At 74.1% G+C, this 13,871-nt stretch carries 7 protein-coding genes; 2 read left to right on the top strand and 5 right to left on the bottom strand.

Annotation, left to right across the window (positions count from 1 at the left end):
- Positions 1 to 64: 64 nt before the first annotated feature.
- The 5 genes from ICC28_RS25205 to ICC28_RS25185 all read right to left on the bottom strand — a co-directional run bounded on the left by ICC28_RS25205 (position 65) and on the right by ICC28_RS25185 (position 10,415).
- The gene (locus ICC28_RS25205; RefSeq protein WP_188290976.1) at positions 65 to 2,332 is read right to left on the bottom strand and encodes a bifunctional glycosyltransferase family 2 protein/CDP-glycerol:glycerophosphate glycerophosphotransferase; all 2,268 of its coding nucleotides are present in this window, start codon (positions 2,330 to 2,332) and stop codon (positions 65 to 67) included.
- 197 nt (positions 2,333 to 2,529) lie between these two features.
- Entirely contained in the window at positions 2,530 to 3,411 is an 882-nt protein-coding gene (locus ICC28_RS25200) for a carbohydrate ABC transporter permease (protein ID WP_188290975.1), read from the bottom strand.
- The gene (locus ICC28_RS25195; RefSeq protein ID WP_223189389.1) at positions 3,408 to 4,763 is read right to left on the bottom strand and encodes a carbohydrate ABC transporter permease; all 1,356 of its coding nucleotides are present in this window, start codon (positions 4,761 to 4,763) and stop codon (positions 3,408 to 3,410) included. The genes ICC28_RS25200 and ICC28_RS25195 overlap by 4 nt, the downstream gene beginning before the upstream one ends.
- 10 nt (positions 4,764 to 4,773) lie before the next feature.
- Positions 4,774 to 6,174, bottom strand: coding sequence for an ABC transporter substrate-binding protein (locus ICC28_RS25190; RefSeq protein WP_188290974.1), 1,401 nt, complete (start codon positions 6,172 to 6,174; stop codon positions 4,774 to 4,776).
- Positions 6,175 to 6,326: 152 nt separating this feature from the next.
- A complete protein-coding gene (locus ICC28_RS25185; protein ID WP_188290973.1) occupies positions 6,327 to 10,415 on the bottom strand; it encodes an FtsK/SpoIIIE domain-containing protein in 4,089 nt (1,362 codons plus the stop codon).
- Positions 10,416 to 10,756: 341 nt separating this feature from the next.
- Between ICC28_RS25185 and ICC28_RS25180 the strand changes: the two genes are divergently transcribed.
- Both ICC28_RS25180 and ICC28_RS25175 read left to right on the top strand, forming a co-directional pair.
- Positions 10,757 to 12,412, top strand: a complete 1,656-nt coding sequence (locus ICC28_RS25180; protein WP_188290972.1) for a serine/threonine-protein kinase — start codon at positions 10,757 to 10,759, stop codon at positions 12,410 to 12,412.
- A 135-nt stretch (positions 12,413 to 12,547) separates the two neighbouring features.
- Positions 12,548 to 13,783, top strand: coding sequence for a serine/threonine-protein kinase (locus tag ICC28_RS25175; protein ID WP_188290971.1), 1,236 nt, complete (start codon positions 12,548 to 12,550; stop codon positions 13,781 to 13,783).
- Positions 13,784 to 13,871: the final 88 nt, after the last annotated feature.

Raw genomic sequence — 13,871 nt, 5'->3', positions numbered from 1 at the left:
GCCTGCTCGGCGTGGGCCGCGACGGGCTGGATGGCATGGCAACTCCCCGGGGTGAGAAGGGTGTTCAGAGACGGTCGGTGACGGTCAGCGGCCCGGTGGACTGCTGCACGCTGGCCAGCGGGGAGCGCCCGAGGGCCGCCGCCGCGGACGGCACCGGATGCCGCTCCTCCAACGGCACCACCGGCGGCATCCCCGGCTCCCCGAACACGACATGCCGTACGACGCGCTCGGCGGCGCGGCCGTCGTCGTACGGGCAGAAGCGCGCCCGGAACGCCGTGCGCAGTTGGGCCGAGCGGGAGCCGCGCCAGTGGCCCGTGGCGAAGATGTCGATCAGCTCGTCCTCGCTGCGCGCGACCGCGCCCGGCGGGAAGTCGCGCAGGTCGAAGTAGGTGCCGCGGGCCGCCTCGTAGGCCTCGCGGTCCTCGGTGTGGACGACGATCGGGCGGTCCAGGCCGGCGTAGTCGAACATGATCGACGAGTAGTCGGTGACCAGCGCGTCGGAGGCGAGGCAGAGGGCCTCCACGCTGGGGTGGTCCGTGACGTCGATGACCCGGGGCGAGGTCGTGCCGGCGGCGAGCGGGCCGCCGTGCCGGGGGTGCGCGCGGGCCAGGACGACGAAGCGCGGGCCGAGGCGGCCGACGACGCGGTCCAGGTCGAGCGCGGAGCGCTGGGTGCGGCGGTAGTCCCGGTGGGTGGGGGCGTACAGGATCGCCACCGATCCCTCGGGGATGCCGAGCGACTCGCGCAGCCGGGCCACGTCCGCCGAAGTCGCCTGCTGGAACACGTCGTTGCGCGGGGAGCCGTAGGCGAGCGTCTTGAAGCTGCCGGGGTAGACGCGCTGCCAGGTCAGTGTGGAGTGGCGGTTGGCGGACAGGACGTAGTCCCAGGTGTCCACGTCCTTCAGGAGCGCGTCGAAGTCGATGTCGCCGGAGGCCGCCGGGCGCTCGCGCAGGTCCAGGCCCATGTGCTTGAGGGGGGTGCCGTGTTGGGTCTGGACGAGGATCTGGCCGGGGCGCTTGACCAGGCGGCGGTCGAAGCCGTCGTTGCTGACGAGGTACTTGGAGCGGGCCAGTGCCGTCCAGTGGGCGGCCGTGCCGGGGCTGATCCGGCGGGTCGCGGACGGGACGGTGTGATGGTGCTCCGGGCGGGCGATCCACGCCGTGCGGATGTGCGGGGCGTGGGTGCGGAACGCCTGCTCCAGCGCGCCCGGGTGGCAGCCGTAGCCGCGGCCCCCGTACGCGGCGAAGACCGCCCGGTTCTCGCGCAGCGGGAGGCGGAGCTGGACGCGGTAGTGCAGGCGGAGGGCGGCGGAGCGCAGGGCGCGGGCCGGCCCGGCGGCCGCCGCGGCGGCCCCGCGGCGCAGGTTTGACACCCACCGCAGGGCGCGGCAGGTGCGGTACAGACCGAGGCGGACCACGGTGTGCCGCATCCGGGCGCGCAGGCCGGCGGGGGTGCCCGGGGTGCGGTGGCGGCGGTAGTGGAGGCGGGCCGTGCGCAGGAACTCCGCGCGGGTGCCGGGCGGCAGCCGGTCCGGGCGGGTGAACACCGTGACCAGGTCGTCGATCATGCGGCGGAACAACGCCGGCCGCCACACGGCCAGTTCGGGGCGCGCGTCGACGAACGCGAAGACCCGGTCGTACTGCTCGAAGACGTCGAAGTGGCGGCGGCCGGGTGGGTGCGGGGCGCTGCCCCGGCGGCGCTGCCGGTGGTGCACGCACACCCGGTCCAGCGTCGCGATCGACTCCGCCGTCGTCAGCACCGGCCAGGTCCACGGGATGTCCGCGCAGGAGCCGGACGGGAAGGCGAAGCCCCGCTCCTCGACGAACTCCCGGCGGCAGACCTTGTTCCAGGCGGCCGTCGGCAGCCGCAGCAGACCGGGGCGGTCCTCCAGGCGGAACGGCGCCGGGCCCTGCTCGGTGAGCTGGACGGCGGCCCGGTCGCGGACGGTCTCGCCGGTGCACAGCGTGTGCGCGTGGTCGTGGACGAGCACGTCCGGCTCGCCCGTCTCCTTCAGCCGGTCGGCGATCGCGGCCAGCGCCCCCGGGGTCAGGGTGTCGTCGCCGTCGAGGAACAGCAGGTAGTCACCGGCCGCCCGCGCCATGCCGGCGTTGCGGGCCGGGCCGAGCCCCTCGTTCCGTTCCAGGCGCACCACTCCGACCCGCGGATCGCGGGCCGCGAACTCCTCGGCGATCGCGCCGCAGGCGTCCGGCGAGCCGTCGTCGACCACGATCAGTTCCAGCTCCGGACACGACTGCGACAGCACCGACTCCAGGCACTCGTGCAGATACGCCTGCACCTTGTACGCGGGGACGATGACACTGAACCTGGGCAAGGGACATCCATGGGTCGGCGCGGACGACGGGGCCTTGCCCGGGAACGGCCGATGGAGTGACTTGGTTACGCTCGGTACGGCATACGGGGGATGCCGGGGGGTGAGCCGGTGTCTTCCGGCCCACCGCCCGTGCGCCTGTCGTACGGCTCACCCCGCGCGCTTGTCGTGCGGCTCACCCCGTGCGCTTGCCGTACGGGCTACTTCACCGCGCCCGCCATCACGCCGGACACGAACTGCCGCTGGAACGCGAAGAACACCGCCAGCGGGATCACCATCGAGATGAAGGCGCCGGGCGCCAGGATCTCGATGTTGCTGCCGAACTGCCGTACCTGCTGCTGCAGGGCGACCGTCAGCGGCTGGGAGTCGGCGTTGGAGAACACCAGCGCCACCAGCATGTCGTTCCACACCCACAGGAACTGGAAGATGCCGAGCGAGGCGATCGCGGGCGCGCCCAGCGGGAGCACTACCGTCGCGAACAGCCGTGCCTCGCCCGCGCCGTCCAGGCGTGCCGCCTCCAGCAGCTCGCGCGGGATCTCCGCGAAGAAGTTCCGCAACAGGAAGATCGCGAACGGCAGCCCGAACGCCACGTGGAACAGCACCACTCCGGTGATGGAGCCGAAGATCCCCAGCTTGCCGAAGAGATCGGACAGCGGGATCAGCGCCACCTGCACGGGCACCACCAGCAGCGCGATCACCACCATGAACCACCAGTCGCGGCCCTTGAAGTCCATCCACGCGAAGGCGTATCCGGCCATCGCGCCGATGATCACCACGAGCAGGGTCGCCGGGACGGTGATCCACACCGTGTTGAACAGGGCGTTGGTGATGTCGTCGTTCTCCAGCAGCGTGCGGTAGCTCTCGGTGGTGAGCTGGGCGGGCGCGGAGAACACCTTCCACCAGCCCTCGGCGGCGATGTCCGTCGGATCGCGGAACGAGGAGACCAGCAGTCCGAAGGTCGGCACCAGCCAGAACAGCGCGACCAGAAGCAGGAAGATGCGCAGCACCCCGCCGGCCGCCCCGCTCGCCACCCGGGACGCCCAGGACCGCTTGCCGCGCACGGGGGTGTCGAGTGCGCTCACCGCTCACGCTCCTTCCTGAGCCGGCGGATGTTGACGATCATCACCGGCACCACGAGCAGCAGCAGGATGATGCCGATGGCGCTGCCGAGCCCGTAGTTGCCCCCGCCGCCGAAGGAGGACAGGAACAACTGGAGGGCGAGCACATTGGCCTCGTCCTGGGTGGGCTGCGGCGCGATGATGTAGACCAGGTCGAAGATCTTCATCACGTTGATCATCAGCGTGATCAGCACGACGACCAGGACCGGCATCAGCATCGGCACCGTGACTCTGCGGAACACCTGCCATTCGTTGGCGCCGTCCACCCGGGCGGCCTCCAGCAGATTGCGGTCCACCCCCGCCAGACCGGCCCCGATCAGCACCATCGCGAACCCGGCCCACATCCAGACGTACGCCCCGATGATCGACGGGGTCACCAGGGTCGGGCCGAGCCAGTCGATGCCGTTGTAGGGCGCCGCGAAATTGGAGCCGGGCAGACGCAGTTGGGCCCCGTCGGCCTCCTCGGGCAGGGTGAAGGTGCCGTCCGCGCCGCTGGTCGCCGAGGCCACGACCTCTCCGTCCTTGACCGCCTCGACCTTGACGCCCTCCAGCCCCTTCTCGCCCGCGTCGACCTGCCCCTTCTCGCCGCCCCCGCCCGGCTTGAAGTCCAGCCAGACGGTCCCGGTGACACCGTCGCCGGTCGCCGTCCTCGCGTCCTCGGCGGAGCCCGGCAGCCGGTTCGGCGCGATGCCCACGAGGGGCAGCAGCGCCGGGGTGCCCGCCTCCACCGTCCCCGTCGTGGTGTACGAGCCGCCGCCGGACGCCTTCAGATCGCTGACCTGGGCGTTCGGGCGGGCGCCCGGGTAGACGGAGGAGTCGGCGAAGGTGTCGTGCACGGACGTGACGATCGCGTTCGCCACGCCCTGGTCCGGGTCCGCCTGGTACACCAGCCGGAAGATGATGCCCGCCGCGAGCATCGAGATCGCCATCGGCATGAAGACGATCAGCTTGAACGCCGTACCCCAGCGCACCCGTTCGGTGAGCACGGCGAAGATCAGGCCCAGCACGGTGACCACCGCCGGCGCCACCGCGACCCAGATCGCCGTGTTGCGCACCGCCGTCAGCGTCGAGTCGTCGGTGAAGACGTCGACGTAGTTGTCCAGGCCGACGAAGCCGGAACCCCCGGCGTCGTACAGGCTGCGCCAGACCGAGTACCCGATCGGGTAGACCACGAGCGCGCCGAGCAGCACCAGCGCGGGCAGCAGGAACAGCACCGCCACCCACAGCCGGGTGCCCGTCACGCTCTTGCGCGGATGAGCGGGGGGCGTCGGCAGCGCGCCGGCGCCCCCCGTCGACTTCGCCACGTCGGAACTCATCCGAGGGCCTTCAGTCGCCGTAGGCCTTGGCGGCGTCCGCCTCCAGCTTGCGCTGGGCGCCCGCCACGTCACTCGGGTTCTTCAGGAAGTCCTGCAACTGCTTCCACTCGCCGACACCCTGCGTGCCGCCGAAGGCCGCCGGGGCCTGGTCGGACATGTCGAACCGGAAGTCGTCGCCCGCCTCGATCAGCGCCTTGGCGATGTCCCGCGTGACGTCGTCCTTGTACGCCTCCTGGTCCATCTCCTTGTTGGGGGAGATGATGCCGCCCTGCGCCGCCCAGATCTCGGCCGCGTCGGTCGAGGCCAGGAACGTCATCAGGGCCTGCGCGCCCTCGCCGTCCTTCAGTACGACGGCCACGTCACCGGCGCTGACCACCGGCGGGTCGTCGCCGACCGCCGGGAACGGGAACACCTTGGCGTCCGTGCCGATCTCCGCGTCGGTGTCGGCGTTGATGTTCGCGGCGACGAAGTCGCCCTCGTAGACCATCGCGGCCGGGTTGTCACCGGAGAACGTCTGCGTGACCGACTTCGGGAACTCCGTCCGCAGCGCGCCCGCGCGGCCGCCCGCGATCAGCTCGTCGTTGCCCCACAGCTCGGCGAGCGTGGTCAGGGCGTCCTTGACGGACGGGTCCGTCCACGGGATCTCGTGCGCGGCCAGCTGGTCGTACTTCTCCGGGCCCGCCTGCGAGAGGTAGACGTTCTCGAACCAGTCGGTCAGGGTCCAGCCGTCCGCGCCGCCGATGGAGACCGCCGGGGTGCCGGCGTCCGACAGCGTCTGGGCGGTGCTGATGAACTCCTCCCAGGTCTGCGGTTCCTCGGTGATGCCGGCGGCGTCGAACGCGGCCGCGTTGTACCAGATGAGGGACTTGTTGGCGGCCTTGCCGTAGACGCCGTACTGCTTGCCCTCGTACGCGCCGAGTTCCTTCCAGCCCGTGGAGAAGTTCTTGTCGAGCTGCTCCTGGGCCTCGGAGCCGAGCGGTTTGAGCCAGCCCTTCTCGGCGAACTGGTGGAGCACACCGACCTGCGGCAGGAACGCCACGTCCGGCGGCTGGCCGCCCTGGATCTTGGTGCCGAGGAACGTGGAGGTGTTGTTGCCGGTCGGCACGAAGCTGATCTTGGCGCCGGTGCGTTTCTCGAACTCGTCCAGAACCTTGGTGAAGTTCTCCTGCTCCGGGCCCGTCCAGACGGCCGCCACCTCCAGCGACTGTCCGTCGAGCTTGGGGAGCTGGACGGAGGTCTCGGCGCCGTTGTCGGTGCCGCCGCCTCCGCCGTTGTCGTCGTCACCGCCGCAGCCGGTGAGCGCCAGTGCCAGCGCGCCTGCCACGACGGCGGCCGCGGCCTTCGCGGCCCTGCGGGGGGTTGGGTGCGTGGTTGTCCTGTGGATACGGATGGTGCTGCTCGTGCTGCGCATCACTGCCCCGTTCTTCGTGCCTCGTTGCCTCGTCGAACGTTCGAGCGCTGTCCCGTGCGGTCTGGTCTACGCCGGGTCGTGGGGGTCGGCAAGAGCGCCTGCGGTGTCAACCGGACGATCGTGACCCCGTCGTGACTCGTTCTCCACCTGCCCTACAGCAGCGAGGGCACCCGGACGGCCGCGACCTCCCTGGCCGCCCGCTCCAGCGCGCTCGCCAGCAGGGCCAGATCCGTCGGACCGTTGCCCAGCTCACGCACCGGGCGGCGGGCCGGCGGGTCACCCATGCGGTGCCACTCCAGCGGCACCACCGTGGGGCGCAGGGTGGCCGTGCGCGGGATACGGCCGGTGACGCGACCGCCCTGGAAGGCGGTCACCCGCCCGTCCGCCCAGGTCAGTCGGCCCCGACCGGCCGCCGGTTCGTCCGGTCCGCTCGCGGGCGCCTCCAGTATCACCCGCAGCGCCGCTCTGCGCGCGGGCTCCGACTGCGCCGTACGGCCGTCCGCGCCCGCCGCGGCCACCAGGTGCACGCCGAGCCGCTCGCCCTCCCGGGCCACCGCCTCCAGTGCGCGGATGACCGAGCCGGCCGCGGGCCTGCCGGGGGAGCCGAGCGCGGGGGAGACCAGCGCGTCCAGGTCGTCCACCACCACGACCAGCCGGGGCAGCGGCGGCGCCGCCTCCGTCTGCCGCCGGGCCGCCGCCGGGCGCAGCCGCAGCGTGGAGCTGGGCGGGGTGTCGAGGTCGCCCTGCGCACCGACGTCGGCGGCGGTGCGCTGGCCGACGAGCCTGCCCGAGCCGCTCTGCGTACCGGCGTTGGTGGTGGTGCGTTGGCCGGTGAGCCTGCCTGAGTCGCTCTGGGTACCGGCGTTGGTGGCCGTGCGTTGGCCGGTGAGTCTGCCTGGGTTGCCCTGTGTACCGGTGTCGGTGGTGGTGCGTTGGCCGGTGAGCCTGCCCGGGGCGCCCTGTGCGCCGGCGTTGGTGGCCGTGCGTTGGCCGACCAGCTTGCCCGACACCGTGCGTCCGGCGTGCCATTCGGCGAAGTGGGACCGGCCCAGCAGTTCGGCCCGCCGCTTCAGCTCGGCGCTCAGCGACTGGGCGAACTCCCGCATCCGGACCGGATCGTCGGCGGTGAGATGGGTGGTGACGTGCGGGACGTCCGTGCACACGCGCAGGCCGTCGCCGCCCCCGCCCGTCCGGTCCCGGCCGTCCATCAGCACCATGCTCAGCCGGTCCGGCCGCTCGGCGGCGGCGAGCGAGGCGACGAGCGCCCGCAGCAGCTCCGTACGACCGCTGCCCGGCGGTCCCTCGACCAGCAGGTGCGGGCCCTCGGCCGCGAGGTCGGCGCAGACCGGGCCGCGCGGTCCGGCGCCGAGCACGGCCGTGGCCCGCCCGCCGAGCGCCTCGGTGTCGTCGGCCGCGTCCGCCCAACGGGCCATCAGGGAGGCCGGGGTGGCCCGGGCCAGCCCCAGCTCGTCCAGCAGCCGGGCCGCCCGGGGCAGTGGCACGGACACCCGCGCCTGCCGCCCGGCGCCCGCCTCGGCGTCCGGGCGCAACGGGGCCAGGGCGCGCGCGAACCGCTCGGCCCAGGCCGACGAGACCGCGTCCACCGTGGCCACGGTGCCGGGGCCGGCCGGGGCGGCCTCCGCGCTCCCGGTGCGGGCCACCCGCATCAGCCGCAGCGCCGTCGCCACGTCACCGCTGAGCAGCGCGACCGCCCCGCAGTCCCGGAACACCGGCGAGGCCGCGCAGGCCGCCCGGTACGTCTCCGAGACGGGCGAGGCCGGGGAGGCGGGCTCCGTCTCGGCCAGGCACACCACATGGATCCCGGCCCGCGGACCGTCCAGCGCCAGCCGCGCCACCGCCTCCCGCACATCGGCGCCACCGGGGTCACCGTCCACGACGAGCACGGAGTACGGCCCCGGGAAACCGGCGGGCGTGTCGTCGTCGCGCGCCCAGGAAGGGCGGTGCGCGACACGGCGAACGGTGCCGTCCGCGGGACGGCCGGGGGGCGGCTCGGGGGAGTCTGTGCGGGGGGCGGCCGGTGCGGTTCGGGCAGGGTCGTGGAGCTGTTCGGCGGGGTCTGCGTGACGGTGGCCCGGCGCGGTGTGCGGGGGCGGGTTGTCCGGTGTGGTCCGGGGGTGTCCGACGGCCGGTCCGGCCGGGCCTGCCTGCTGGTCGGCGGGAGCTGCCTGCGAGGCGCGGTCGAGCGGTCCGGCGGAGGGCGCGTGCCCGTCGGGCCGTGCGGCTCCGGACGGTCCGGCCTGCCGAGCGACGGGAACTGTTCGCGAGGCGCGGTCGAGCTGTTCGGCCGAGGGCGTCTGGCGGGCGTTCGGCGTGGTCTGCGCGCGTCCGGCGGCGGCCGGTGCGGGCGAGTCTGCGTGCGGGGCGGTCGGGGGCGTTCGGACCGCTCCGTCGAGTGGTTCGGCGGAGGCCGTGTGCCTGTCGTTCGGTGCGGTCTGCGGGTGTCCGGCGGCCGGTCCGGCCGTCTGCCGACCGGCGGGAGCCGTCCGTGCGGCGCGGTCGACTGGTCCGGCGGCGGTCGCGTGCCCCTCGGGCCGCGTGGCCCCGCCGGCCGGTCCGGGGGAGGTCGCGTACGCGGTGCCCCGGGAGCCCTCGGCGTGGTCGTCCAGGCGGCGCAGCAGTTCCTCGACGCGGGCCGTGGCCTGTTCGCGGTCGTAGGCCAGGAGGAGGCGGCAGTCCTGGCCGTGGGCCGGGTTCAGATGCGGGAGTCGGCCCAGCCAGGACCATTCGGCGGTGCGCTCCTGAAGGGGGCGCGAGCGGTCCGCGCTGATCAGGACGATCTCCAGGGTGTCCGGGGAGTGCAGCGCGGCGAGCTGGGCGAGTACCGCGCGGGCCAGCCCGGAGAGCCGCGCGCGGGGGCCCGCCAGGCCCAGGGCCCCGACCTCGCGCAGGTCGGCGGTCATCGGCACCGCGGGCAGCAGCCCGGAGCCGTCGGGCGGCACCCGGTCGGCGGTGCCCAGTCGGACCGTGAGCGCCTCCGGGTGTCCCGGCCCGCGCTCCCACAGCCGGGGGCCGGGACCGAGCGCCGTCAGCAGCAGCGCGGCCGGGTCCGGCCAGGTCTCCGGCGCCTGGGGCGCGGTGCCGGACGGGGGAGCCGTCTCGCGCGCGGTGCCGCCTTCGTCGTACGGCGAAGGGCCGGCCGTCGGTTCGGCGCGTCCGCCGGTCAGTCGCCGGGCCCACGCGCTCAGGCCGCCGCGCCGGCGTGCCGGTCGGCGGGCGTCCGGGCGGTCGTCCTCGGGATCGTCCTCGGGGTCGTGCGGGTGCGCCCCCAACCCGGCGCCGTGGGTGTCGTGGGTGTCGCTCCCGCGCGGCCCGGGGATCGGCCGGGCCGCGGAGGGGCCGTGGCTCTCGATCCGCGGGGCGCCGCCCTGGCCCGGTACGACGGGCGGTTCGACGGGGCCGTGCTCCTGGGCGCCCGGGGTCGCCGAGGAGGCGCCCCAGCCCGCCGAGCCGTAGCCGTGCCGAGTCTCCTCGGCGGGCCCGGCGGTGTCCCGCGTCGGTTGCCCGGCCTGTCCCGCGCGCGTGTGCGGGGGGCCGGCCAGCCGGAGGTGCCCCTCCCCGTCCGGGACCGTCGGCACGCGTGCCCCGAGGCCGCCCGCCGGAGCGAGCCGCAGGGCGGACTCGCCGATCCGCAGCAGCGCTCCGGGCGCGAACCGCACCGGGCGGCCGCCCACGCGCGTGCCGTCCAGGGTGGTGCCGTTGGTGGAGCCGAGGTCGGCGACCGACACACGGCCGTCGGCGGTGACGGTCACCGCGCAGTGCAGCCGCGAGACGTCCGGGTCGTCGAGCGGGACGTCGGCGTCGCCGGAGCGGCCGACGTTGATCTGCCCGCCGTGCAGGAGATGGACACCGCCCGCGTCAGGGCCCGCCACCACGTGCAGCCGGGTGGGGGCGTCGTCGACCTCGGGGTGCGCCTCGGGCTCGGCGGGGGCGCCCAGGGACAGCACGGCGCCGTCGACCAGCGGAGGCTCGCCCAGGGTGCAGCGCGCGGCGTCGAGCCGCTCCGCACCGGCGAACAGCACCACAGGGGTTCCCCCGCGCTCGGCTTCGCTCGCGCGGGAGGCGCCCCCGTCGGCGGAGACCGCCGAGGCGAGCTGGGACAGCACCGCGGCCAGGGCCGTGCCGGCGGGCGCCGTGACCAGCACGTCGCAGCTCGCGGCGCGACCCCGCGCGGCGGCGGGGTGCGGGCCCAGCGGGTCTACGACGGTCAGCCGGATCTGCATCGCCGTCAGCGGTCCCTTCTGCGCGGGCGCGGACGGACGTCCCCCCACCCCACACGAGCACATCGGCCAGTACGAAAGGCATCCTCGCACCTGTCACTGACAACGCGCCCGCCACCCGGTGACAAGTGATCTTGATTGGTCGGCTCTGCCCGCAAAAATGCCTGATCCCTGTCGCGTGGGCGATCACTTGAGATCGGTCACGCCCGACTCAGGCAACCAAAGGGAACGAGGCGAGCGTCTTTTCTTCGAACCGTTGCTTCGATGGGCCCGGCACTACAGTGGGTCGGAACATCGGAACACCTGCAGGCAAGTGATCAGGCAAGTAACAGGGAGCGCGAGACGTGCGGCCAGTCGGCAGCAAATATCTGCTTGAGGAACCGCTGGGGCGCGGGGCCACAGGCACCGTCTGGCGAGCCCGCCAGCGTGAGACCGCGGGTGCCGAGGCGGCCGTGCCCGGCCAGCCCGGAGAGACGGTCGCGATCAAGGTCCTCAAGGAGGAGCTCGCCAGCGACGCCGACATCGTGATGCGGTTCCTGCGGGAGCGGTCCGTGCTGCTCCGCCTGACCCATCCGAACATCGTCCGGGTCCGCGACCTGGTCGTCGAGGGCGACCTGCTGGCCCTGGTCATGGACCTCGTCGAGGGCCCCGACCTGCACCGCTACCTGCGCGAGAACGGCCCCTTCACGCCCGTCGCCGCCGCCCTGCTCACCGCGCAGATCGCCGACGCGCTCGCCGCGAGCCACGCCGACGGCGTGGTGCACCGCGACCTGAAGCCCGCGAACGTGCTGCTCAAGCAGGACGGCGGCCAGATGCACCCGATGCTCACCGACTTCGGCATCGCCCGCCTCGCCGACTCCCCGGGCCTGACCCGCACCCACGAGTTCGTCGGCACGCCCGCGTACGTCGCGCCCGAGTCCGCCGAGGGCCGCCCGCAGACCTCCGCCGTCGACGTCTACGGCGCCGGCATCCTGCTGTACGAACTGGTCACCGGCCGCCCGCCGTTCGGCGGCGGCTCGGCCCTCGAGGTCCTGCACCAGCACCTGAGCGCGGAGCCGCGCCGCCCCTCCACCGTCCCCGACCCGCTGTGGACGGTCATCGAGCGCTGCCTGAGCAAGGACCCGGACCGGCGGCCCAGCGCCGAGAACCTCGCGCGCGGTCTGCGGGTCGTCGCCGAGGGCATCGGCGTGCACGCGAACTCCGCGCAGATCGCCGCCGCCGAGAACGTCGGTGCCCTGCTCGCGCCCGACCCCGCGCCCGCGGCCGTGCCCGGCTCGGCCGACCCCACGCAGGTGCTGCCGCAGGGCGCCGGTGCGTACGACCCGAACGCCGCGACCAGCGTCCTGCCGCACACCGCCGGTGCCGCCGACCCCACCGCCGTCCTGCCCAACCGCGGCGCGGCCGACCCCACCGCCGTCATGCCGCCGGTGCCGCAGGGGCAGCCCGGCGGGCCCTCGCCGGACGAGCCGCACCCGTGGCAGAACCAGATGCGGGCCGCGCGCGACCGCAACGAACAGACGCAGGTCCAGTACCTCGACCCCAACGAGGACCCGCTGCGCCGCCGCCCCCAGCGGCAGGTGGCCCGGCCGCAGCAGCAGCCGCGCCCCCAGCGGCAGCCCCAGCAGGGCTACGGCTATCCGCAGCAGCCTCAACAGCAACAGCAACAGCAACAGCAGCCCCAGCGGTACGCGCCGCCGCCGCAGCCCCAGCCGCAGCGGTACGCCCCTCCCGCGCCGCCCCCGCAGCCGCAGCAGCCCCAGCCCCGACGTGAGCCGCGTCAGCCGCGGCAGCGGAGCGCCAACCCGATGAGGATCCCCGGGCTGGGCTGCCTCAAGGGCTGTCTGTTCACGATCGTCATCCTGTTCGTGGCCGGCTGGCTGATCTGGGAGCTGAGCCCGCTCCAGGACTGGATCGGCACGGGCAAGGGCTACTGGGAGCAGCTCTCGGACCTCTTCTCCACGGTGACCGGATGGATCGGTGATCTGGGCAGCAGGGTGTAGGGGCGGCGGCGAGCAGCGAGTCCGGAGCTGCTCTGTGGATTTGTCGACACCTGGCGGGTGATTTCCGCCTCCGCGGTGAAGGTTGGCTCATCGGACGCGTAGTTTTAACGACAACACGCGTCTGTAGGAGCAGCCTTGGCACGGAAGATCGGCAGCCGGTACACCGCCCACCAGATCCTGGGGCGGGGCAGCGCCGGCACGGTGTGGCTGGGCGAGGGGCCGGAGGGGCCCGTCGCCGTCAAGCTGCTGCGCGAGGATCTCGCAGCCGACCAGGAGCTCGTCGGACGCTTCGTGCAGGAGCGCACGGCCCTGCTGGGCCTTGAGCACCCCAACGTCGTGTCCGTCCGCGACCTGGTCGTGGACGGCAACGACCTCGCGCTGGTCATGGACCTGGTCCGCGGCACCGACCTGCGGACCCGGCTCGACCGGGACAGGCGGCTGGCGCCCGAGGCGGCGGTGGCCATCGTGGCGGACGTGGCGGACGGGCTCGCCGCCGCGCACGCCGCCGGGGTCGTGCACCGCGACGTCAAGCCGGAGAACGTCCTGCTGGACATGCAGGGTCCGCTGGGCCCCGGGGGCGCGCACCCGGCCCTGCTGACCGACTTCGGGGTCGCCAAGCTGATCGACTCGCCGAAGCGGACCCGCGCCACGAAGATCATCGGCACACCGGACTACCTGGCCCCGGAGATCGTGGAAGGGCTGCCTCCGCGGGCGGCGGTGGACATCTACGCGCTGGCGACGGTCCTGTACGAGCTGCTGGCGGGCTTCACGCCGTTCGGCGGCGGGCACCCGGGCGCGGTGCTGCGGCGCCATGTCACCGAGACCGTGGCCCCGCTGCCCGGCATCCCCGACGAGCTGTGGCAGCTGATCGTGCAGTGCCTGGCCAAGGCCCCTGCCTCCCGGCTGCGCGCCTCCGAGCTGGGGGCGCGGCTGCGGGAGCTGCTGCCGATGCTGGCCGGGATGCCGCCCCTGGACGTCGACGAGCCGGACGCGGAGCCCGAGCCGGAGACCCCCGAGCCGGACGTGCCGGTGGCCTCCGGGGCGGTACGGCGCGGTGCCGTGCCGCTGGTGCCGGGTGCGAAGCCGGCCGACTCCAACCGTGACACGCATACGTCGATGAGGGTGCCGGGCCCCGACGAACTGGCCGGAGGCGCCCGCGGAACCGCCCGCGTCCCCCGCCCCTCCGGCGCCCCGCGCCCCGGCTCCGCCCGCCACCGGGCAGCCACCCGCCGCCGCCGGCTGGCCCTGGGCGCCGCCGCGGCGGCCCTGGCGACCGCCGCGGGCGTGGGAACGTGGCTGGCCACCTCCGGCAACGACACGGAACCGCCCCCGCACGACGACCAGAACAACTCGGCCCCGGTCACCCCCTGACCGGCGCGGGAGCCTGCGGCCGGCGCTCGTGGGCCGGTGCCGGACGGGGTGGAACGTGGTCGGGCGGGCCGTCCGGCCGAGGCCGGTT

The sequence above is a fragment of the Streptomyces sp. TRM68416 genome, from assembly GCF_014596915.1.
Classification (GTDB): Bacteria; Actinomycetota; Actinomycetes; order Streptomycetales; family Streptomycetaceae; genus Streptomyces.
The sequence above is the reverse complement of the archived record's forward strand: the minus strand, read 5'-3'. Positions and strand labels throughout refer to the sequence as shown.